The following is a 23,097-nucleotide window of genomic DNA, read 5'->3' as shown; positions in this document are numbered from 1 at the left end:
GTCCTCTTTTTTCTTTCTAGTAACAACCATCTGTTACATTCATGAGTCAAGTATACCATACAGTAACCGATTTCAACAAGTGAAAATTCCCTATTTTTACACTTTCTTTTCTAAAACAGTCTACATTTTATTTCAAACTGTATTATATTTTTGAAAAAATAAAGTCCTTTTTTCTTTTTTTCAGAAAAAAAGGTATAATAAAAGAAAATAAGCGGTAAAAAGGGGGCTAGACATGTTGATTTTTCCTTTGTTAAATGATTTGTCAAGAAAAATCATCCATATTGACATGGATGCCTTTTTTGCTGCAGTGGAAATCAGGGATAATCCTAAACTCAGAGGAAAACCTGTCATTATCGGAAGCGACCCTCGGCAAACAGGTGGACGTGGTGTCGTTTCCACTTGTAGCTATGAGGCTCGAGTTTTTGGTGTCCATTCAGCCATGAGCTCCAAGGAAGCCTACGAACGTTGTCCCCAGGCAGTCTTTATCTCAGGGAATTATGAAAAATACAAGACTGTGGGACTCCAGATTCGAGCTATCTTTAAGCGCTATACAGATTTGATTGAACCTATGAGTATTGACGAAGCCTATTTGGATGTAACAGAAAATAAACTTGGGATTAAGTCAGCGGTCAAAATCGCTCGTCTCATTCAAGAGGATATCTGGCAGGAACTCCATCTAACTGCTTCTGCTGGCGTTTCTTATAACAAATTCTTAGCTAAAATGGCGAGCGATTATCAAAAACCACATGGTCTGACAGTGATTCTACCTGACCAGGCTGAGGATTTTCTCAAACAAATGGACGTGGCCAAGTTTCATGGAGTAGGAAAAAAGACGGTGGAACGGCTTCATCACATGGGTGTTTTTACTGGTGCTGACCTACTTGAAGTTCCTGAAGTGACCCTAATAGACCGCTTTGGTAGACTGGGCTATGACCTGTATCGAAAGGCTCGTGGTATTCACAATTCCCCCGTCAAATCCAATCGCATCCGTAAATCAATCGGCAAGGAGAAAACCTACGGGAAGATTCTCCGTGCCGAGGAAGATATCAAAAAAGAGCTGACTCTTCTATCAGAAAGAGTCGCTCTCAATCTCAGTCAGCAAGAAAAAGCTGGAAAAATTGTTATTTTGAAAATCCGCTACGAGGACTTTTCAACTCTTACCAAACGAAAAAGTCTGACTCAAAAAACACAGTATGCTAGTCAGATAAGCCAAATAGCCCTGCAACTCTATGAAGAGTTAAGCGAGAAAGAAAGAGGTGTCCGCCTGTTGGGGATTACCGTGACTGGATTTTAAAACCTTGAAGAGCTGCCCCTTCAAGGTTTTTCTTATACAAATAAACGAACAAAACTATACAGTAGCAAAACACTACCAAGCACGATACGGTATTTACCAAAAAGGGTAAAATCGTGTTTTTTCACATAGCTGGTCAAGAAACGAATAGCGACCATGCTGACTGCAAAGGCGACTCCCATCGCAACCAAGAGCAAGAACAATTGCCCAAAGCTCAAGAGCTGTCCTGCTTTCACAAATTTGAAAATCTTTAATGCACTAGCTCCAAACATAACAGGAATTCCAAGATAGAAAGTAAATTCTGTCACAACAGAACGACTAGTTCCATTCAACAAACCACCGACAATCGTTGCTCCTGAACGGCTAGTCCCTGGTAAAAGAGCAAGAACTTGGAAGAGTCCGATATAGAAAGCTGTCGTATAAGGAAGCTTGTCCAACTCTGTTACACTTGGCTCGATAGCACGCGCTTTATTGCGCTTTTCCAAATAGATAAAGGCAATCCCGTAGATAATCAACATGAGAGCAACAGAAACCATGTTATGGAAGTGGGTGTCAAACCAATCATCAAATTTAAAGACACCAAGCAAAGGCAAGGTCGCAATCAAGACCTTCAACCATAGTCTCCAAGTCTTACGAACTTCCTGCTTATCCTTAGTCGGTTTGAATGGATTGAGCTTGTTAAAGTAAATAACCATGACCGCCAAAATCGCTCCCAGCTGAATTACAACATTAAACATGGACACAAAGGCTTCATTCTGATTTTGGTATTGGATAAACTCCTCTGCTAAAATCAAGTGCCCTGTACTGGAAATAGGCAACCATTCCGTAATTCCTTCAACAATTCCGAAGAAGATAGATTTTAAAATTTCAATAAGATACATAGATTACTCCTTTTTTCTATCTTCCATTATAGCATACTTTTTCAGTCTATGGCAGTTCTCTTTAAAAGGCACCGATACTTCCACCGCCTCCGCCTCCGGAGAATCCACCGCCAGAACTTCCACTTCCAGAAGATACGGAATAGGTGCTTGCTGTGTTTGCGATGCTGGCATAATGGCTCATTTGCGCACTTGAATGATAAAACATACTGTGCCAGCCATAAGCTACATAGAGATTGATATCTGGATTTTCCACTTGAATATGGTGAACCTTCATCAAATGGCTGACCTTGTCCGCATAGCCAAATAAAGTCGCATAGACCAAAAGGCGATTCCAGACCACAATACTTTCCAACTCTGCCTGATCCAATCGCGCAATCTCCCGCAACATATTTTCAAAACTGGTCCAGAGATAGTAGACTTCTGCTCCTGCTTCATTTAGGACACCATCACGATTATTTAGTCGAAGCTTCCAATAATAGAAAACAGCCAACACCAAACCTAGAAAACCAAGTATTGGCAAGAGGAGGTAAAGATAGCCATAAACATCCAAACTGTACAAGAACAAACCAAATCCGATAAATAGGGGCAAGATAGTCAAGACCCCCATACCCACTTGCAAGGCCTTTTCCCCACCAGTTAAAGGACGATAATAATCTGGGAGCCCCCAGAAGGTAACTCGATTTCTCACTCCTTCTTGCATCTGGTTCAATACTTCTTCAAAAGAAGATTTGAGTTGACGCCCCCTTGCTTGAATCCGTTTTTCATCAGAGACTTTTGCTCTACGATAAAGACTATCAGATACCTTGTAATCCGCAAACAAGTTGGAAAGAGTGGCTTCTTTTTTTCCTGAAAAAGCCAGATTTAGACAGTCTTTCTCAAAACTGGACAAACCATCTTCTTTGACCAGCCTCAAACCAACTGCATCTCCTTCTGAAATAATAGACACATTCCCACGGTCTATCACATCTAACAAAGTAGCTTGAATAAGTTGGTCAAAGGTGAATTTACCTGCTCCTTTGATTAGAGGACTCACTTCCTCCAAGGAGGTCGAGTAAACCGCCTCTGATAAAACCATAGGCTCTAATTCCATTGGTGGTTCATAAAGACGATGATTTTTTGCATATTTAACTGAAGGAGTGGTCTTTCTTCTATAAATAAAATAAAAGCAGACACTCAATAACAAGGAGATAGAAAGGATCGAAGGGAAGACCCAAGTAAGGAGTTGTTTACTCTGATCTTTTTCTCTAACAATCGAGTCTTCTATCTTATTAAACTCTTCTAAACGATTCCCTTTCACCCCCTGATCCCTAGCGCTAGTAAAATCGGTCCGAGGCCAGTAGGCATGCAATTCAACTCCACGCTTAGCCGGAAGATTGTCTAAACGAATAGTATAATCAAGGTTACTCTTTTCAACCGTTCCCTCTCTAAAAAGTTTGCCTGTATGGAAAAAGAGTTTTTCAGCACCATTATCTCCCCTTACATGAAATTCAAACTTTCCAATAGCCCCTGAACTATCTGTTAAAGGTTGCCAATTTAATTCAGCAATGTCATCATAAAGGAAAAGCAAATTCTTTAAGTTCCATGTAAGGTCAACTTCAACTGTGTCGCCTTCCTGGCCTGGATTATAGACTTTAACAGTATAACCATCCGTTTCTTCTGTCACTTCGCTAGTAACATCTGCTAGTTCAGCACCATTTTTCGCAGCCTGAACCTTTGGATGAGGATCAATGTCAAATCCACTAGGCATCTTGCCTGCACGACCAAGTCCTACGATTTGGCCCTTAAAGTCCTCCTCAAACTGGTAAACTATCTTCTGTCTAAATTCTGCTGTATTGTCTGCATGAATATACAAATCACCTTGATAAGAGTTTATCTTGAAATCAATGGCGAAAACAGAAAGTGGCAGAAGGCAAAACAAGCCAAACATCAGTAAGAAAAAAGTTTTTTTCATCAACTAAGCCCCCTTTTTATCTTTGCTATCATTATATCATTTTTTCTCAAGTAAGGGCTTACCTATATTGAAAAATAGAGTTTTTTTCGATAAAATAGGAGACAGTTATTTTTTAATAGATTAGAAATAGGAGAAATCATGAGAAAAATATACTTATCTATTTTCACAAGTCTCTTGCTGATGCTGGGACTTGTCAATGTTGCTCAAGCCGATGAATATTTACGCATCGGGATGGAAGCAGCATATGCTCCCTTTAACTGGACCCAGGACGATGATAGCAATGGGGCTGTCAAAATCGATGGGACTAACCAGTATGCTAACGGATACGATGTCCAAATTGCCAAGAAAATCGCTAAGGACTTAGGTAAAGAACCTTTGGTTGTTAAAACAAAGTGGGAAGGTCTAGTTCCTGCCCTTACTTCTGGTAAGATTGACATGATTATCGCAGGTATGAGTCCTACTGCCGAGCGTAAACAAGAAATTGCCTTTTCGAGCAGTTACTACACTAGCGAACCAGTTCTACTGGTCAAAAAAGATTCTGCCTACGCAAATGCTAAATCTTTAGATGACTTTAACGGTGCAAAAATCACTTCTCAACAAGGGGTCTACCTTTATGATTTGATTGCACAAATCCCAGGTGCTAAAAAAGAAACTGCCATGGGAGACTTCGCTCAAATGCGCCAAGCACTTGAGGCCGGTGTCATCGATGCCTATGTTTCTGAACGCCCTGAAGCTCTGACTGCCGAAGCTGCTAACTCTAAGTTCAAGATGGTTCAAGTAGAACCAGGTTTCAAAACTGGGGAAGAAGATACAGCTATCGCCATCGGACTTCGTAAAGATGACAATCGTATTAGCCAAATCAATGCCAGCATTGAAACCATTTCAAAAGACGACCAAGTTGCCTTGATGGATCGTATGATCAAGGAACAACCTGCCGAAGCTACAACAACTGAAGAGACTAGCAGTAGTTTCTTTAGCCAAGTCACTAAAATTCTTTCGGAAAACTGGCAACAACTCTTGCGTGGTGCTGGTATCACTCTTTTAATCTCTATCGTCGGAACCATCATCGGTCTCATCATCGGTCTTGCCATTGGTGTTTTCCGTACTGCTCCTCTCTCTGAAAATAAAGCCATTTATGGATTACAAAAACTAATCGGCTGGATCCTCAATGTCTACATTGAAATTTTCCGTGGTACCCCAATGATCGTTCAATCGATGGTTATCTACTATGGAACTGCCCAAGCTTTCGGTATCAACCTTGACCGCACACTGGCTGCTATCTTCATCGTTTCAATCAACACTGGTGCCTACATGACTGAAATAGTACGTGGTGGTATTCTGGCAGTTGACAAGGGACAATTTGAAGCTGCGACTGCTCTTGGTATGACTCATAACCAAACCATGCGTAAGATTGTCCTACCTCAGGTTGTTCGCAATATCCTACCAGCAACTGGTAATGAATTTGTCATCAATATCAAAGATACATCTGTATTGAACGTTATCTCTGTTGTCGAACTTTATTTCTCAGGAAATACCGTGGCAACACAAACCTATCAATACTTCCAGACATTTACAATCATCGCCGTGATTTACTTTGTCCTCACCTTCACCGTAACACGTATCCTACGCTTCATCGAGCGCCGAATGGACATGGATACCTATACTACAGGTGCTAACCAAATGCAAACGGAGGATTTAAAATAATGACCCAAGCAATCCTTGAAATTAAACACCTCAAAAAATCCTATGGCCAAAACGAAGTGTTAAAAGACATTTCTCTCACTGTCCACAAGGGAGAAGTTATCTCTATCATCGGAAGCTCTGGAAGCGGAAAATCAACCTTCCTACGCTCCATTAACCTACTTGAAACGCCAACTGATGGACAAATTCTTTATCATGGACAAAACGTCCTCGAAAAAGGCTATGACCTCACGCAATACCGTGAAAAGTTGGGGATGGTGTTCCAATCCTTTAACCTCTTTGAAAATCTCAACGTGCTTGAAAACACAATTGTCGCTCAGACAACTGTCCTTAAACGCGAACGTACAGAAGCTGAAAAGATTGCCAAAGAAAACCTAGAAAAGGTCGGCATGGGGGAACGCTACTGGCAAGCCAAACCAAAACAACTCTCAGGTGGTCAAAAACAACGTGTCGCCATCGCTCGTGCCCTTTCAATGAATCCAGACGCTATTCTCTTTGATGAACCAACATCAGCTCTCGATCCAGAAATGGTTGGAGAAGTCCTCAAAATCATGCAAGATCTGGCTCAGGAAGGCTTGACCATGATTGTTGTAACCCACGAAATGGAATTCGCCCGTGATGTCTCTCACCGTGTTATCTTCATGGATAAGGGTGTAATCGCTGAAGAAGGCAAACCAGAAGACCTCTTCACTAATCCTAAAGAAGACCGTACAAAAGAATTCCTTCAACGCTATCTCAAATAAAAAGAAAAGGCTGCATCAACCGTGCAGTCTTTTTGCTGTCCAAAATGAAAAGGCAGATTCTCTATCTCTACTACTTGAGGGTCAAGAATCCGCCGTTATCCAAAGATTAATCTTCAAATTTTTCATGATTTTTTTCATAGAAATCAATTAGGCCTAGGGCTGTTTCAAATGAAATATTTTTTACTTTTGCACGACCCTGCGCCAGAGCAATGATAGACATTTCACGTGCATTCGTTTCTTTAGAGATACGGTAGCCTGTGATTTTCTTATCACGAACCCAGCCAACAACTGATTCTACTTTTTCAAAGTTTGACTTAGCCATGTTTTTCTCCTATTTTCTTCTTTACAATATTTAATTGTATACGTTTTTACTACTTTTGTCAATAAAAAAACATATATTCAACAAAAATAATTAGTTCAGAATTTTCTTACTTCCTTTTTAAAGCCGATAATATATAGGTTTTGCTAGCCTCTACACCATAAATATTTGCTAATAAAAATATTGTATTATTACCCTCTTGAGGTGCAAAATTATTCAAGCTTTTAAAAAAATGCTTCCCTATTTCCGTAAGATAGCTTATTTCTTCGATTTAAGAACTGAAGATGACAGCCCTAACCTTTAGAAATCAAAGCCTTCACTAGCTCAAAAACTCCTATCTTTCTTCCTCAAGAAATCATCTGATAGATAGTTATTCCTTATATTATTCAAACTCATCACGCATTTGGATATTGAGGTGCTAGCCTAGAAGCAGACACCCGATTCTCTAAACCATCCTTAATAAAGATGACAAGACAGATAAGCTCAGTCAGTTGCTCATATATCCTTTTAATATGGTATATTTGTCAATAAAAAGAAATCAAATCACATCTTAAAGACCGTGTGAGTTTACTTTTCAAAATAGACGGGAAATCAAAATGAAGGATGGAAATCTGATCCAAACATCATAAGTGCTATAATGAACAGAAGTAAGAATTGCACGATAAGTTTCCTAAAACCATAGGAATCGCCCCCTTTCTTCATCTTCATTATAGCACCTATACATCAGTTGTGCAAATAATATGATATTTTTTTATTAGTCCTCAGACAAGCATATTATAAAGCGTTTCATTCCCATTTAAGTTAATATAAGTTGGATCAAAACCTTCCATTCTACGGATTAAACCTGCATAATCATGCTTATCTGCTAAGGCAATACCAATCAATACTGGGCCTGTCCCCTTGCTAGCTCGTTTGATATACTCAAAACGTGTGATATCATCATTTGGCCCCAAGATATCATTTACAAACTCACGCAAAGCTCCTGGACGCTGTGGGAAGTTGACCACAAAGTAATGCTTGATCCCATCATAAATCAAGGCACGTTCTTCCATTTCTGGCATACGGTTGATATCATTATTTCCTCCAGAAATGATACAACAAATGGTTTTCCCCTTGATATATTCAGCTAAAACTTCTAAAGAAGCGATACTAGCCGCTCCAGCAGGTTCTGCAACAATCCCTTGCTTGGAGTAGAGGTCAATCAAGGTTTCAGAAATCAATCCCTCATCAACACCTACTAAGGTTTGAACATGTTGACGGGTTGCTTCATAGGTCAACTGTCCTACCTTTTGCACAGCAATCCCATCCGCAAATTTGTCAATTTCTTTGAGTTTGACTGGACCACCAGCTTCAAAAGCAGCCTTCATAGAACGCGCTCCATTAGCCTCTACTCCGATAACCTCAATCTCTGGACTTGTTTCCTTGATATAGGTAGAAACCCCGGCAATGAGACCGCCACCACCAACAGGGACCAAGACAGCATCAAAATCAATCGATTCTTTTCGAGCTTCTTCTAAAATCTCATAAGCAACCGTCCCTTGACCAGCTTGAACATGGGCATCATCAAAGGGATCAATAAAGGTACGATTTTCAGAGACTGTAAATTCTTGAGCTGCTTTAGCTGAGGCATCAAAGGTATCTCCAACTAGTTTAATGGTCACGAAATCCCCACCAAAAAAGCGAACCTGCCCAATTTTTTGTTGCGGAGTAGTAATGGGCATAAAAATAGTAGCAGGAATTTTCATCTCATTACAAGTATAGGCAACTCCCTGCGCATGATTTCCCGCAGAGGCGCAGACTACCCCACGCTCACGCTCTTCCTTGCTGAGCTGAGAAATAGCATAATAGGCACCACGAATTTTAAAAGAACGAACACGTTGGGCATTTTCCTTTTTCAAATAAATCTTAGCACCATACTTCTCCGATAAATAATGGTCATAATCAAGCGGTGTATTCACAACCACACCGTTCAAGACCTTGTGAGCCTTGATGATATCTTTTGAACTTAACATATAAAACCTCTTTTTCTATAAAAAACAGTCACTAATGACTGTTTTTTTAGTTATTCATCTCCAAAAACTTCAGCAACACTTTCATGATATTTATGAGCCATACGAATAGAAAACTCTTTAGGAAGTTCATAACGATTTGTGGAAATCCAATCATATAACCATTCTGCCAAACTTTCTTCACTATCATTACGATGGAAGATAAAATAGTTTAAAATTTCTTTATATTCTACATCATTCAAATCCAGCGTGTCTACAAATTGACTACGAGGAACAAAATTAGAATCTAATTTTCTTAGTTGATCTGTCAATTCTCCCAATTGTAAATCCAACTGAAAAAATAATTTTTGCAGTTGCCTATCAGTTTCATCACATCCTGTCTTGATAGAAAACAAATTGGTAATATTCATATGATTTTAACCCCTAAATAAGTATATCTAATATCCCACGAATAGCTGAAGCTACTATTTTAGCAAAATTCTTTGCTTTCTAATTAGTTATAGATTTTGAATGCATCATCGTCGTTTTTACCAACGAATGGCATTGCTTTACGCAATTCTGCACCAACTTTTTCAATTTCAAGGTTAGCTGCTTGTTCACGGTAAGCAGTCAATTTTGGACGTCCAGCTTTATAGTCATTTACAAAGTCATTTGCAAATTTACCATTTTGGATGTCTGCCAAGACAGCTTTCATATTTTCTTTAACTTGCTCAGTGATTACACGTGGACCTGATACATAGTCACCATATTCAGCAGTGTTTGAAATAGATTGACGCATTTTCTTGAATCCACCTTCGTAGATCAAATCAACGATCAATTTCATTTCGTGAAGAACTTCAAAGTAAGCCAATTCTGGAGCGTAACCTGCTTCTGTCAAGACTTCGAAACCTGCTTCGATAAGGGCAGTCAAACCACCACAAAGTACAGCTTGTTCACCAAACAAATCTTCTTCAGTTTCTTCTTTGTAAGTTGTTTCAAGAAGACCTACACGAGCTGCTCCAACACCTTTACACCAGTCCATAGCAATGTTTTTAGCATTTCCTGTTGCATCTTGGTAAACTGCATAAAGAGCTGGAACACCAAATCCTTCTTCATAAGTACGGCGCACCAAGTGTCCTGGTCCTTTAGGTGCACACATAAAGACATCTACATCTGCAGGAACTTTGATAAATTCAAAGTGGATGTTGAAACCATGAGCAAATCCAACTGCGTTTCCAGCTTCCAAGTTTGGAGCGATTTCTGCTTCGTACAATTCTTGTTGGATTTCGTCTGGTGCCAAAATCATGATAACGTCAGCCAATTTAGTAGCTTCTGCTACTGTGTAAGTGTCAAATCCATCTTCTTTTGCTTTATCAAAAGATTTACCTGGACGTACACCGATAATAACGTCACGACCTGAATCACGCAAGTTTTGAGCATGCGCATGTCCTTGTGAACCATAACCGATAACGGCAATTTTTTTACCGTCAAGTGCTGCTACTTTAACATCTTTTTCGTATTCCATTTGAACTGCCATAGTTTTTCTCTCTTTTCTATTATTTATTGCCTTTTAGGCTGGTTTAACAAATTTAAGTTGGATTTTTAATCGCGGGTAAATCCAGTTGCACCCGTACGAGCGATATTGCGAATACCGTATGGTCGAATGACTCGCAATAGAGCTTCACTCTTTTCAGCATTTCCTGTCATCTGAATGGTAATCGAGCTTGGCGCTACGTCTACCACTGTTGCACGGAAAGGTTGAATAATGGCTAGAATCTCAGCTCGCTTCTCAGCTGGCGCTGACATCTTAACCAAAATCACCTCGCGCTCCAAGTGTGGTTTATCCGTAATATCTCGAATGCGAATCACATCAATCTGACGATTAAGTTGCTTGATGATTTGCTCCACTTCATCATGTGAAGCTACATCAATAATAATGGTAATACGCGATACATTCGGATCTTCTGTTGCTCCAACAGAGATGCTTTCGATATTAACCTGACGACGAGATAGGACACCTGTAAAGCGATTGAGGACTCCTGAACGATTTTGTAGTTTTGCTGTTAACATTCTACGCATGGAACTTCACCCCCAACATCTCATGATTACTCTTACCAGCTGGTACCATTGGTAACACCTGTTCCTTACGAGAAATATCTACCTCGATTAGCATAGGAACATCCTCCGTGATGACTTCAAGGTCTTGAGCCAAGGTCTCAGGATTGTCAAACTTATAGTTTTTAATGCCATAAGCCTGTGCCATCAATTGGAAATCAGGAAGGGTATCAAAGACCGACTCTGACGTTCTGCCTTCATAGAAGGATTCCTGCCACTGGCGAACCATTCCAAGTGAGTGGTTGTTCAGCATAACCACCTTGATTGGCACCTTGTAAATGTTCAAAATCGCCAATTCCTGATTAGTCATTTGGAAACCGCCATCCCCAACAAACAAGACTACTTCCTTATCTGGGTTAGCAATTTTAGCCCCGATTGCTGCTGGAATTCCAAATCCCATGGTTCCTAAACCACCTGAAGTCACTAACTGACGTTCATTTTGGTAGGGATAATACTGGGCTGTCCACATTTGGTGTTGACCTACGTCTGTGACCACAATGGCATCTCCGTTAGTTAATTCACCAATTCGTTCAATAACAGCTTGCGGTTGAACTACACGCTCTTTCTTATCATAAGAACGAACGCGGTTCTTGTCTTTGGTAACTTTTTCAATCCATTTCTCAGTATTGTTATGAACTGTTGGTTCTGCTAGCAACATTTGCAAGGCTTTCTTAGCATCTCCAACTACAGGAATATCTGCACTGATAATCTTACCAATCTCAGCTGGGTCAATATCAATGTGAGCAACCTTAGCATTCTTAGCAAAAGTCTTTGGATTCCCCGTCAAACGGTCATCGAAACGGCAACCAATACTAATCATAAAGTCCGCTTCCGTCATGGCAATATTAGCTGCGAATGACCCGTGCATGCCTCCCATTCCAAGGAAGAGTGGATGACTCGTTGCAATCGTTCCTTGTCCCAAAAGACTGGTTACCACCGGAATTTGATAGCGTTCTGCAAATTCATTTAATTCTGCAGCAGCTTCAGCATAACTAATTCCACCACCAGCTAGCAAGACTGGCTTTTTAGCCTTGGATAATTGCTTCAAGATTTTCTTGATTTGCATATCATTTGGCTCAAGAGTCGGCTGATAGCTTGGTAGGTTCACTTCTGATGAATAGATGAAGTCTGTTTCTAAAGCAGATACGTCTTTAGGTAGGTCAATTACAACTGGCCCTGGACGGCCTGTAGTTGCGATATGGACAGCTTCCGTAATGATACGAGGAATATCAGCTGTCTCACGAACTTGGTAATTGTACTTAGTGATTGGCATGGTAATTCCCACGATGTCTGCCTCCTGAAAGGCATCCTTCCCAATCCCTGCTCGCGCCACCTGACCTGTAAAGACCAAAAGGGGAACACTATCGCTCATGGCATCCGCAATCCCTGTAATGGCATTTGTTGCTCCCGGTCCGCTAGTAACGACGGCAACACCCAACTTTCCAGTTGATTTAGCATAACCTTCAGCTTCATGCAGACAGCCTTGCTCATGGCGTCCTAGAATGTGGCGAATGCCTTTAAAATTATATATCGCATCATAAAAAGGCAAGACTGCACCACCAGGATAGCCAAAGATGGTATCAATTCCTAAATCACGAAGTGTTTCCAAAACTAGGTCAGACCCCGTCTTAGGAGATTCTAAACTGATTTTCTCCATTGTTCCCCTTTCTTTCCTCTTAAAAATAACTTGTTACTATCATACCACTTTTTCAAAATTTTTCAAGACAAAAGAAGAAATTTTCTGAATTTTCTATTTTAACGTTTATTTATGAATGTTATTTTGGTTTTTATTTAAAAGATACCGATTTCATTATTTAAAAAGAAAAAAAGAACTGATTTCTCAGTCCTTCATTAATCTTATTCTACACTAAATAGGTATGGGTAAACAGGTTGTTGACCTTGGTGAATCTCGACTTCAACGTCTTCGAATTCTTCTGCGATTTCTTGAGCAATTTCATTGGCAAGTTCTTCGCTTCCGTCTTCACCGACATAGAAGGTTACGATTTCACTATCTTCATCCAACATATGTTTCAAAGTTTCTGTCAAGGTTTGGTGCATGTCAGGGTTTGACACGAGAATTTTCCCATCCACCATACCTAGATTATCATTTTCATGGATTTCTAAGCCATCAATGGTTGTATCACGCACAGCTGTTGTGACGCTTCCGCTAACGACATCGCTAAGAGCAGCTGTCATACGCTCTTGGTTTTCTTCGATGGACTTACTTGGATCAAAAGCAAGAAGACTTGTCAAACCTTGAGGAAGAGTGCGAGCTTCCACCACTACTGCTGGTTGCTCCAAAACTTCTGCTGCAGATTGAGCTGCCATGAAGATGTTTTTGTTGTTTGGCAGGAAGATAATGTTACGAGCGTTGACCTGTTCAACAGCCTTGATAAAGTCTTCTGTTGAAGGGTTCATGGTTTGACCGCCTTCGATAACATAATCCACACCTTGAGAACGGAAGATATCTGCTAGACCTTTACCAGCCACCACGGCAATCAAAGCATACTCTTTTTCTTCAGCTGGCTTGCTAACTTGAGCAGCTTCTTTCTCAACCTGTGCTTCGTGTTGGTTACGCATATTGTCAACTTTTACCTTGACCAAGCTACCATATTTGAGACCTTCTTGCATGACAAGTCCTGGATCTTCTGTATGGACATGGACTTTGACGATTTCATCATCATTGACAACGAGGAGAGAATCTCCAAGTTCATTCAAGTAGTTACGGAATTCATCGTAGTCAAAATCTTTGGCATAGGTTGGACCTTGCTTAAGAGCTACCATGATTTCAGTACAGTAACCAAAGTTGATGTCCTCAGTCGCCACATGACCAGCCACAGACTTGTGGTGCTCTGCATTGATCATTTCACTCATGTTGGCAGGAGTGGCTACAAAGTCCTCAGATGCAATATATTCGCCAGTAAGGGCTGAAAGGAAACCTTCGTAGATGAAAACCAATCCTTGACCACCCGAGTCCACAACGCCAACTTCCTTCAAGACTGGAAGCATGTCTGGTGTTTTAGCTAGAGCTGTTTTAGCACCTTCTAAAGCTGCGCGCATGACTTCAACAGCGTCATCTGTTTGCTCAGCTTTTTTCTTAGCACCGATAGCAGCACCACGAGAAACTGTCAAAATCGTTCCTTCAACTGGCTTCATCACTGCCTTATAGGCAACTTCCACACCTGATTGGAAGGCAAGGGCCAAGTCTTGACCTGTTAACTCGTCTTTATCCTTGATCGCTTGTGAAAATCCACGGAAAAGCTGAGACGTAATAACTCCTGAGTTCCCCCGCGCACCCATCAAAAGACCTTTGGCAAGAATGCTCGCTACCTCGCCAACTGTAGAAGCTGGCTTGTCTGCAACTTCTTTAGCACCATTTTCAATGGTCATTCCCATATTTGTCCCAGTATCTCCATCTGGAACAGGGAAGACGTTTAATGAATTGACATATTCAGCTTGCTTATTCAAGCGAGTTGATGCAGCCTGCACCATTTCTTGAAATAAGCTAGTAGTAATTTTTGACACGGTTATTCTCCTACAACTTTGATATTTTGAATGTAGACATTTACAGTCTGAGCAGTAATTCCAAGCTGGTTTTCCAAGCTAAAGGCAACACGCTCTTGAATGTTTTTTGACACTTCACTAATCTTTGTTCCGTAGCTCAACACGGTATACACATCAACTGCAATGCTTCCATCTTCGGCTGCCTTTACGACGACACCTTTGGAATAATTTTCCTTACCTAGAAGGGCTTGGAAATTATCTTTGAGGGCATTTTTACTAGCCATACCGACCACACCAAAAATCTCAGTTGTTGCACCGCCTACGACAGTTGCAATCACTTCATCTGTTAGTTCGATTTGACCATCTTTTGTATTAATTTTTACAGTCATCCTTTTTACCTCAACTAGTTGATACTCTATTTTATCATATTTCAGCCCAAGTGTAAAAGCAGAATACTGTATCAGCGGATATTTACTCTGCTTTTAAAATGATTTTTTCGCTATGACAAAAGAAAAAGACCCTGAGGTCTCCTTGCTTTTATTATTAAACGCGTTCAACTTTACCTGATTTCAAAGCACGAGCTGAAGCCCAAACTTTTTTAGGTTTACCATCGATAAGAACAGTAACTTTTTGAAGGTTTGGTTTTACGGCACGTTTTGTTTGGTTCATCGCGTGTGAACGGTTGTTTCCTGATACAGTCTTACGACCTGTAAAGTAACATACTTTAGCCATTGTGTTTTCCTCCTATTAGATCTAATATAGCGGATGTGCTAGCACCACATACCGTACTATGTTATCACACTTTCTTCATTTTTGCAAGGGAATTGGAAGATTTTTTTATTTATTGTGATTCGAATGCGATAATGTCTTTAGTAAATCGAACGTGAAAATGTCCCATTTGGTAGAATAGTCATATGAAAAGGATCCAACTGAATATGAATGAAACGAAAAAATATCTTGTGATAAAAGCTATAGACCAAGGAAAGAAAACAAAGAATCGAGCCTGTGTCGAACTCAATCTTTCTGAAAGACAAATCAATCGTCTGCTACTAGTCTATCAACAGAAAGGAAAAGAAGCCTTCAGACACGGAAACAGAGAATTGGAAGATTTTTTATTTGTGTCTTAAATCAGATTTTACGTGACATTTTCTGCTCTTCACATGTCATTGTTGATTAACAAAAAACAACATTGAAAATAGGTGTATAAAAATCATCTCTAACTACTACTCAGGAGATGCCTGTTAAGTCTAAGTACCACAGCTCATCTATCGGTTTTCTCACTATAATATCCAAGTCTAAATACAATACACGAACCTCACTTACATACTTAGGGATAAAATACCTAAATAAGGTAGCGTAAGAAAGTCCCTCAAAGGGTAAACGATAATCTTTCAGAATACTACTGTCAATCGGAAAATCATCATTAAAAATATAAAACTTCCGATTATCATAACGAATACACAGGGACTTTATTGTTGTTTCAACTTTATTCATACTGAGCATTACCTGCGCCTAAGACAATCGCTTTTTTCTCGTCTCTCATTCTCTATCTCATTTCTTTTTTATTCCCATCATATGTTTGGGGAGCTTACTTTCCATTATGACGGCAAAGCGTTTAGATAAGGCTATTTTTTACACCACGACACGGGGCTTGGCAAATCGATTCCATTTGCCAAACGTAGTTAGTAAAGCAGTTAGCTAGACCACTCACTACCAGTTACGACGGAAAGTTTTACGAATCTATACCATTCGTGGACTTTGCCTAGTGAAGCGTTTAGGTAAGGCTATTTTTTACATTACGACACGGAGTTTTACAAATCGATCCTATTTGCCAAACGTAGTTAGTGAGGCAGTTACCGCTTGCTAACTGTTACGACGTAAAGTTTTACGAATCGATATTATTCGTAAAACTTTACTAGTGGAGCGCCTAGCCAAGTTCCATAGAAACTTGGCGTTAGTTACTTAGATTGTTACACAATCAAGTAACTTTGGCGATCTACATTTTTTCTTCCAACTCTACATCTGGATACTTGTCCGCAAACCAACGGAGGGCAAAGTCATTTTCAAAGAGGAAGACTGGTTGGTCAAAGCGGTCTTTAGCCAAGATATTGCGACTTGACGACATGCGTTCATCCAAGTCCTCAGGCTTGATCCAACGAACGGTCTTTTTCCCCATTGGGCTCATGACGACTTCCGCATTGTACTCGCCCTCCATACGGTGCTTAAAGACTTCAAACTGGAGTTGACCTACAGCTCCCAGCATATACTCGCCTGTTTGGTAATTCTTATAAAGCTGAATAGCCCCCTCTTGCACCAGTTGCTCAATCCCCTTGTGGAAGGATTTTTGCTTCATGACATTCTTGGCAGAAACTTTCATGAAAATCTCAGGTGTAAAGGTTGGCAGTGGTTCAAATTCAAATTTGTTTTTCCCAACTGTCAAGGTATCCCCAACTTGATAAGTACCTGTATCGTATACACCGATAATATCACCCGCCACGGCATTGGTTACATTCTCACGACTTTCCGCCATAAACTGAGTAACATTTGACAGCTTAGCTCCCTTACCAGTACGAGGCAGGTTGACACTCATACCACGCTCAAATTCGCCTGATACGATACGGACAAAGGCAATACGGTCACGGTGACGAGGGTCCATGTTGGCTTGGATTTTAAAGACAAATCCTGAGAAATCCTTGTCGTACGGATCCACAACTTCACCGTCTGTTTTCTTGTGTCCATGTGGTTCTGGAGCAAACTTGAGGAAGGTCTCAAGGAAGGTCTGCACACCAAAGTTTGTCAAAGCTGAACCAAAGAAGACAGGTGTCAATTCTCCAGCAAGGATAGCTTCCTCTGAAAACTCATTTCCAGCTTCATTTAAAAGTTCAATATCATCTTTGACTTGCTCGTAGAAAGGATTGCTACCAAAAAGCTTATCCCCATCTTCTAAACTAGCAAAACGCTCATCCCCCTTGTAGAGCTCCAAGCGTTGATTATAGAGGTCATACAAGCCTTCAAAAGCTTTCCCCATCCCGATTGGCCAGTTCATCGGATAGCTCGCAATGCCCAATACTTCTTCCAATTCTTGCAAGAGGTCCAGTGGCTCACGACCGTCACGGTCCAGCTTGTTCATAAAGGTAAAGACTGGAATGCCACGGTGTTTCACAACCTCAAACAATTTCTTGGTTTGCGCCTCGATACCCTTGGCAGAGTCCACAACCATGACCGCAGCATCCACCGCCATCAAGGTACGATAGGTATCTTCTGAAAAGTCCTCGTGCCCTGGGGTGTCTAGGATGTTGACGCGCTTGCCATCGTAATCAAACTGCATAACAGATGAAGTCACCGAAATCCCACGTTGCTTCTCGATATCCATCCAGTCAGACTTGGCAAAAGTCCCTGTTTTCTTTCCTTTTACGGTACCAGCCTCACGAATCTCACCCCCAAAGTAGAGCAACTGCTCCGTTATGGTTGTTTTCCCCGCGTCCGGGTGGGAGATGATGGCAAAGGTACGACGTTTCTTAATTTCTTCTTGAATATTCATAAGTTCTCTTTCTTTAGATTCTCTATTTTCCTTGTTTCGATAGCTAAGAATGATTTTTACATTGGATTTTACCATTCCTTTCAACACTCCATTATATCGGATTTTAGCATTTTTTTCAATTTCTATTTCTTTTCACTTATCCCTCCCTTATTTATAGGAAAATATGGTAAAATAGAACAGACTAAAAATCATCATTTCACGAAAGGATGCAAGATGAAAATTACGCAAGAAGAGGTAACACACGTTGCCAATCTTTCAAAATTAAGATTCTCTGAAGAAGAAACTGCTGCCTTTGCGACTACCTTGTCTAAGATTGTTGACATGGTTGAATTGCTGGGCGAAGTTGACACAACTGGTGTCGCACCTACTACGACTATGGCTGACCGCAAGACTGTACTCCGCCCTGATGTGGCCGAAGAAGGAACAGACCGTGATCGCTTGTTTAAAAACGTACCTGAAAAAGACAACTACTATATCAAGGTACCAGCTATCCTAGACGATGGAGGAGATGCCTAATGACTTTTAACAATAAAACCATTGAAGACTTGCACAATCTCCTTGTTTCTAAGGAAATTTCAGCAACGGAATTGACCCAAGCTACGCTTGAAGATATCAAGTCTCGCGAGACAGCTATCAACGCTTTTGTTACCATCGCTGAGGAGCAAGCCCTTGCTCAAGCCAAGGCTATTGACCAAGCTGGAATCGATGCTGATAATGTCCTTTCAGGAATTCCGCTTGCAGTAAAGGATAACATCTCTACAGACGGTATTCTCACAACTGCCGCCTCAAAAATGCTCTACAACTACGAGCCTATCTTTGATGCGACAGCCGTTGCTAATGCCAAAGCTAAAGGTATGATTGTTGTTGGAAAGACTAACATGGACGAGTTTGCCATGGGTGGTTCAGGTGAAACTTCTCACTACGGTGCCACTAAAAATGCTTGGGATCGGACCAAGGTTCCTGGTGGTTCTTCAAGTGGTTCAGCCGCAGCTGTAGCCTCAGGACAAGTCCGCTTGTCACTTGGTTCTGATACCGGTGGTTCTATCCGCCAACCTGCTGCCTTCAACGGGATTGTTGGTCTCAAACCAACCTACGGAACGGTTTCTCGTTTCGGTCTCATTGCCTTTGGTAGCTCATTAGACCAGATTGGACCTTTCGCACCAACTGTTAAGGAAAACGCCCTCTTGCTCAACGCTATTGCCAGCGAAGATGCCAAAGACTCTACTTCTGCTCCTGTCCGCATCGCCGACTTTACTTCAAAAATCGGTCAAGACATCAAGGGCATGAAAATTGCTTTACCTAAGGAATACCTAGGAGAAGGAATTGACCCAGAGGTTAAGGAAACCATTCTGAATGCTGCTAAGCACTTTGAAAAATTGGGCGCTATCGTCGAAGAAGTCAGCCTTCCTCACTCTAAATACGGTGTTGCCGTTTACTACATCATCGCTTCATCAGAAGCTTCATCAAACTTGCAACGTTTTGACGGTATCCGTTACGGCTACCGCGCAGAAGATGCAAGCAACCTTAATGAAATCTATGTAAACAGCCGTAGCCAAGGTTTCGGTGAAGAAGTGAAACGCCGTATCATGCTAGGTACTTTCAGCCTTTCATCAGGTTACTACGATGCTTACTACAAGAAAGCTGGTCAAGTCCGTACCCTCATCATTCAAGATTTCGAAAACGTCTTCGCGGATTATGACTTGATTTTGGGTCCAACTGCTCCAAGTGTTGCTTATGACTTGGACTCACTCAACCATGACCCAGTTGCCATGTACTTGGCTGACCTTTTGACTATACCTGTAAACTTGGCAGGACTGCCTGGAATTTCGATTCCAGCTGGATTCTCTCAAGGTCTACCAGTCGGTCTGCAATTGATTGGTCCTAAGTACTCTGAAGAAACCATTTACCAAGTTGCTGCTGCCTTTGAAGCAACAACAGACTACCATAAACAACAACCCGTGATTTTTGGAGGTGACAACTAATGAACTTTGAAACAGTCATTGGACTTGAAGTCCACGTAGAGCTCAACACCAATTCAAAAATCTTCTCACCTACTTCTGCCCACTTCGGAAATGACCAAAATGCCAACACCAACGTGATTGACTGGTCTTTCCCAGGAGTTCTGCCAGTTCTCAATAAGGGTGTAGTCGATGCTGGTATCAAGGCGGCTCTTGCCCTCAACATGGACATCCACAAAAAAATGCACTTTGACCGCAAGAACTACTTCTACCCTGATAATCCCAAAGCCTACCAAATTTCTCAGTTTGATGAGCCAATCGGTTACAACGGCTGGATTGAAGTGGAGCTAGAAGACGGTACAACTAAGAAAATCGGTATCGAACGCGCCCACCTAGAGGAAGATGCTGGTAAGAACACCCACGGTACAGATGGCTACTCTTATGTTGACCTCAACCGTCAAGGGGTACCATTGATTGAGATTGTATCTGAAGCCGACATGCGCTCGCCAGAAGAAGCCTACGCTTACCTAACTGCCCTCAAGGAAGTCATCCAGTACGCTGGCATTTCTGACGTTAAGATGGAAGAAGGTTCTATGCGTGTGGATGCCAATATCTCTCTTCGTCCGTATGGTCAAGAAAAATTCGGTACCAAGACAGAGTTGAAGAACCTCAATTCCTTCTCAAACGTCCGCAAGGGGCTTGAATACGAAGTCCAACGTCAAGCCGAAATCCTACGCTCAGGTGGTCAAATCCGCCAAGAAACACGCCGTTACGATGAAGCTAACAAGGCAACCATCCTCATGCGTGTCAAAGAAGGAGCTGCAGACTACCGCTACTTCCCAGAACCAGACCTACCTCTCTTTGAAATCTCAGACGAGTGGATCGAGGAAATGCGTACTGAATTGCCAGAGTTTCCAAAAGAACGCCGTGCGCGCTATGTATCTGATTTTGGCTTGTCAGACTACGATGCTAGCCAGTTGACGGCGAACAAGGTCTCTTCTGACTTCTTTGAAAAATCTGTTGCCCTTGGTGGCGATGCTAAGCAAGTCTCTAACTGGCTTCAAGGAGAAGTTGCTCAATTCTTGAACGCCGAAGGTAAGACTCTCGAACAAATCGAATTGACACCAGAAAACTTGGTTGAAATGATTGCCATCATCGAAGACGGCACTATCTCTTCTAAGATTGCCAAGAAAGTCTTTGTCCACCTAGCTAAAAATGGCGGTGGTGCGCGTGAATACGTGGAAAAAGCAGGTATGGTCCAAATCTCAGATCCATCTGTCTTGATTCCAATTATCCACCAAGTCTTTGCCGATAACGAAGCCGCAGTTTCCGACTTCAAGTCAGGCAAACGTAACGCAGACAAGGCCTTCACAGGCTTCCTTATGAAAGCAACCAAAGGCCAAGCCAACCCACAAGTCGCCCTTAAACTCCTTGCACAAGAATTGGCGAAGTTGAAAGAAGATTAATATGTAACAAAAACCAGCCCTGAGGTTGGTTTTTTCGCTCCTACCATCTCCCAATAACTATTTTGGCTTTATTTCCAGAAGATTTTATGGTAAAATGAAGAGTAATAATATTTATTAAAGAGGTAAAAACATGATTGAAGCAAGCAAATTGAAAGCTGGTATGACATTTGAAACTGCAGACGGAAAATTGATCCGCGTTTTGGAAGCTAGCCACCACAAACCAGGTAAAGGGAACACAATCATGCGTATGAAATTGCGTGATGTCCGTACTGGTTCTACTTTTGATACAAGCTACCGTCCAGAAGAAAAATTCGAACAAGCTATTATCGAAACTGTTCCAGCTCAATACTTGTACAAAATGGATGAAACTGCCTACTTCATGAACACTGAAACTTACGACCAATACGAAATCCCAGTCGTAAACGTTGAAAATGAATTGCTTTACATCCTTGAAAACTCTGATGTGAAAATCCAATTCTACGGAACTGAAGTAATCGGTGTAACTGTACCAACTACTGTTGAATTGACAGTTGCTGAGACACAACCATCTATCAAAGGTGCTACTGTTACAGGTTCTGGTAAACCAGCAACTATGGAAACTGGACTTGTTGTCAACGTTCCTGACTTCATCGAAGCTGGACAAAAATTGATCATCAACACTGCAGAAGGAACTTACGTTTCTCGTGCCTAATCTCTAGAAAGAGGTCATTCTATGGGAATTGAAGAACAATTTGGCGAAATCGTTATCGCTCCACGTGTACTTGAAAAAATCATTGCCATCGCAACGGCTAAAGTTGATGGTGTCCACTCATTTTCAAATAAATCCGTATCTGATACCCTATCAAAACTCTCTCTTGGTCGTGGCGTCTACTTAAAAGAAAGCAATGAAGAGCTAACTGCCGACATCTATCTCTACCTTGAGTACGGTGTGAAAGTACCTAAAGTTGCTATGGCTATCCAAAAAGCTGTTAAGGACGCTGTTCGTAATATGGCTGATGTGGAACTTTCTGTTGTCAATATTCACGTTGCGGGAATCGTTCCGGATAAAACACCAAAACCTGAGTTGAAAGATCTGTTTGACGAGGACTTCCTCAATGACTAGTCCACTATTAGAATCCAGACGTGAACTTCGTAAATGCGCTTTTCAAGCTCTTATGAGCCTTGAATTCGGCACAGATATGAAAACTGCTTGTCGCTTTGCCTACACACATGACCGTGAAGATGCAGATGTGCAAATCCCTGCCTTTCTTCTGAACTTGGTTTCTGGCGTTCAAGCTCAAAAAGACGAGTTGGATAAACAAATCAACCAGCACCTCAAATCAGGCTGGACAGTTGAACGCTTGACCTTGGTCGAAAAAAACTTACTACGCTTGGGTATCTTTGAAATCACATCATTTGATACACCTCAGCTGGTAGCAGTCAATGAAGCTATTGAACTTGCTAAGAATTTTTCAGATCAAAAATCAGCCCGCTTTATCAACGGACTGCTTAGTCAATTTGTAACAGAAGAAAATGAATAATCGAAAAGGTGTTTGGTCTTCCAAGCACCTTTTTACTTTCCCCTCTGCACAGAGTAATACTCTTCAAAAATCTCTTCAAACCACGTCAGCGTCGGCTTGTCGTATAGATGTTACTGACT

At 41.2% G+C, this 23,097-nt stretch carries 22 protein-coding genes and 2 pseudogenes; 10 read left to right on the top strand and 14 right to left on the bottom strand.

Annotated features, from left to right (window positions below):
• The first annotated feature begins 232 nt into the window (after positions 1 to 232).
• Complete coding sequence (gene dinB / locus HT721_RS07450) at positions 233 to 1,294, top strand: DNA polymerase IV (protein ID WP_173229491.1); 1,062 nt, start codon at positions 233 to 235, stop codon at positions 1,292 to 1,294.
• A gap of 32 nt (positions 1,295 to 1,326) precedes the next feature.
• Here the strand turns inward: dinB and HT721_RS07445 are convergent, their stop codons facing one another.
• Positions 1,327 to 2,172 carry an undecaprenyl-diphosphate phosphatase gene (locus HT721_RS07445; protein ID WP_050242207.1) on the bottom strand — a complete coding sequence of 282 codons (846 nt, stop codon included), beginning with the start codon at positions 2,170 to 2,172 and terminating at the stop codon, positions 1,327 to 1,329.
• A 61-nt stretch (positions 2,173 to 2,233) separates the two neighbouring features.
• Complete coding sequence (locus tag HT721_RS07440; RefSeq protein ID WP_173229489.1) at positions 2,234 to 4,123, bottom strand: DUF2207 domain-containing protein; 1,890 nt, start codon at positions 4,121 to 4,123, stop codon at positions 2,234 to 2,236.
• A 138-nt stretch (positions 4,124 to 4,261) separates the two neighbouring features.
• Here HT721_RS07440 and HT721_RS07435 point away from each other — a divergent pair, with 138 nt between their 5' ends.
• On the top strand, positions 4,262 to 5,827 hold the full coding sequence (locus tag HT721_RS07435) for an ABC transporter substrate-binding protein/permease (RefSeq protein ID WP_173229487.1): 1,566 nt from the start codon (positions 4,262 to 4,264) through the stop codon (positions 5,825 to 5,827).
• Positions 5,827 to 6,567: an amino acid ABC transporter ATP-binding protein gene (locus tag HT721_RS07430; protein ID WP_000189477.1), complete on the top strand. Its 741-nt coding sequence runs from the start codon at positions 5,827 to 5,829 to the stop codon at positions 6,565 to 6,567. The genes HT721_RS07435 and HT721_RS07430 overlap by 1 nt, the downstream gene beginning before the upstream one ends.
• 106 nt (positions 6,568 to 6,673) lie before the next feature.
• Here the strand turns inward: HT721_RS07430 and HT721_RS07425 are convergent, their stop codons facing one another.
• From HT721_RS07425 to rpmB, 10 genes and pseudogenes are all read right to left on the bottom strand, one after another.
• Positions 6,674 to 6,889, bottom strand: a complete 216-nt coding sequence (locus HT721_RS07425) for a hypothetical protein (RefSeq protein ID WP_001130036.1) — start codon at positions 6,887 to 6,889, stop codon at positions 6,674 to 6,676.
• A 106-nt stretch (positions 6,890 to 6,995) separates the two neighbouring features.
• Positions 6,996 to 7,109, bottom strand: a pseudogene (locus tag HT721_RS11165) (SPFH domain-containing protein); the annotation flags it as partial.
• Between the two features lie 538 nt (positions 7,110 to 7,647).
• A complete protein-coding gene (gene ilvA, locus HT721_RS07420) occupies positions 7,648 to 8,898 on the bottom strand; it encodes a threonine ammonia-lyase IlvA (protein WP_173229485.1) in 1,251 nt (416 codons plus the stop codon).
• 50 nt (positions 8,899 to 8,948) lie between these two features.
• Positions 8,949 to 9,305 (bottom strand): hypothetical protein, encoded by a 357-nt coding sequence (locus HT721_RS07415; protein ID WP_001027897.1) that lies wholly within the window; start codon positions 9,303 to 9,305, stop codon positions 8,949 to 8,951.
• A gap of 83 nt (positions 9,306 to 9,388) precedes the next feature.
• A complete protein-coding gene (ilvC, locus tag HT721_RS07410) occupies positions 9,389 to 10,411 on the bottom strand; it encodes a ketol-acid reductoisomerase (protein ID WP_000290683.1) in 1,023 nt (340 codons plus the stop codon).
• 65 nt (positions 10,412 to 10,476) lie between these two features.
• Positions 10,477 to 10,953, bottom strand: coding sequence for an acetolactate synthase small subunit (gene ilvN, locus HT721_RS07405; protein ID WP_001253803.1), 477 nt, complete (start codon positions 10,951 to 10,953; stop codon positions 10,477 to 10,479).
• A complete protein-coding gene (locus HT721_RS07400; RefSeq protein ID WP_060805182.1) occupies positions 10,946 to 12,646 on the bottom strand; it encodes an acetolactate synthase large subunit in 1,701 nt (566 codons plus the stop codon). Before HT721_RS07400 ends, ilvN begins: the two co-directional genes overlap by 8 nt.
• Positions 12,647 to 12,846: 200 nt before the next feature.
• Positions 12,847 to 14,514 (bottom strand): DAK2 domain-containing protein, encoded by a 1,668-nt coding sequence (locus HT721_RS07395; protein WP_173217927.1) that lies wholly within the window; start codon positions 14,512 to 14,514, stop codon positions 12,847 to 12,849.
• A gap of 2 nt (positions 14,515 to 14,516) precedes the next feature.
• Positions 14,517 to 14,882 carry an Asp23/Gls24 family envelope stress response protein gene (locus tag HT721_RS07390; protein ID WP_050089938.1) on the bottom strand — a complete coding sequence of 122 codons (366 nt, stop codon included), beginning with the start codon at positions 14,880 to 14,882 and terminating at the stop codon, positions 14,517 to 14,519.
• 154 nt (positions 14,883 to 15,036) lie between these two features.
• Positions 15,037 to 15,225 (bottom strand): 50S ribosomal protein L28, encoded by a 189-nt coding sequence (gene rpmB, locus HT721_RS07385; RefSeq protein ID WP_001140948.1) that lies wholly within the window; start codon positions 15,223 to 15,225, stop codon positions 15,037 to 15,039.
• Between the two features lie 203 nt (positions 15,226 to 15,428).
• On the opposite strand from rpmB, the pseudogene HT721_RS07380 reads away from it, so the two are divergent.
• Positions 15,429 to 15,590: pseudogene (locus tag HT721_RS07380) on the top strand (helix-turn-helix domain-containing protein); the annotation flags it as partial.
• 130 nt (positions 15,591 to 15,720) lie between these two features.
• Here HT721_RS07380 and HT721_RS07375 read toward each other — a convergent pair.
• Positions 15,721 to 15,987, bottom strand: coding sequence for a glycosyltransferase (locus HT721_RS07375; RefSeq protein WP_240147164.1), 267 nt, complete (start codon positions 15,985 to 15,987; stop codon positions 15,721 to 15,723).
• A gap of 502 nt (positions 15,988 to 16,489) precedes the next feature.
• A complete protein-coding gene (locus HT721_RS07370; protein WP_173218060.1) occupies positions 16,490 to 18,034 on the bottom strand; it encodes a peptide chain release factor 3 in 1,545 nt (514 codons plus the stop codon).
• 213 nt (positions 18,035 to 18,247) lie between these two features.
• Between HT721_RS07370 and gatC the strand changes: the two genes are divergently transcribed.
• The 6 genes from gatC (at position 18,248) to nusB (ending at position 22,978) form a co-directional block, all read left to right on the top strand.
• Positions 18,248 to 18,550: an Asp-tRNA(Asn)/Glu-tRNA(Gln) amidotransferase subunit GatC gene (gatC, locus tag HT721_RS07365; protein ID WP_000705419.1), complete on the top strand. Its 303-nt coding sequence runs from the start codon at positions 18,248 to 18,250 to the stop codon at positions 18,548 to 18,550.
• Positions 18,550 to 20,016 carry an Asp-tRNA(Asn)/Glu-tRNA(Gln) amidotransferase subunit GatA gene (gene gatA / locus HT721_RS07360; protein ID WP_054393237.1) on the top strand — a complete coding sequence of 489 codons (1,467 nt, stop codon included), beginning with the start codon at positions 18,550 to 18,552 and terminating at the stop codon, positions 20,014 to 20,016. Before gatC ends, gatA begins: the two co-directional genes overlap by 1 nt.
• A complete protein-coding gene (gatB, locus tag HT721_RS07355) occupies positions 20,016 to 21,458 on the top strand; it encodes an Asp-tRNA(Asn)/Glu-tRNA(Gln) amidotransferase subunit GatB (protein ID WP_173229483.1) in 1,443 nt (480 codons plus the stop codon). The genes gatA and gatB overlap by 1 nt, the downstream gene beginning before the upstream one ends.
• A 130-nt stretch (positions 21,459 to 21,588) precedes the next feature.
• Positions 21,589 to 22,149 (top strand): elongation factor P, encoded by a 561-nt coding sequence (gene efp, locus HT721_RS07350; protein ID WP_000568643.1) that lies wholly within the window; start codon positions 21,589 to 21,591, stop codon positions 22,147 to 22,149.
• A gap of 21 nt (positions 22,150 to 22,170) precedes the next feature.
• A complete protein-coding gene (locus tag HT721_RS07345) occupies positions 22,171 to 22,560 on the top strand; it encodes an Asp23/Gls24 family envelope stress response protein (RefSeq protein ID WP_050242198.1) in 390 nt (129 codons plus the stop codon).
• Complete coding sequence (gene nusB / locus HT721_RS07340; protein WP_173229481.1) at positions 22,553 to 22,978, top strand: transcription antitermination factor NusB; 426 nt, start codon at positions 22,553 to 22,555, stop codon at positions 22,976 to 22,978. Before HT721_RS07345 ends, nusB begins: the two co-directional genes overlap by 8 nt.
• The last annotated feature ends 119 nt before the right edge of the window (positions 22,979 to 23,097 follow it).

Source organism: Streptococcus sp. 4094 (genome assembly GCF_013277125.1).
Lineage (GTDB): Bacteria > Bacillota > Bacilli > Lactobacillales > Streptococcaceae > Streptococcus.
The sequence above is the reverse complement of the archived record's forward strand: the minus strand, read 5'-3'. Positions and strand labels throughout refer to the sequence as shown.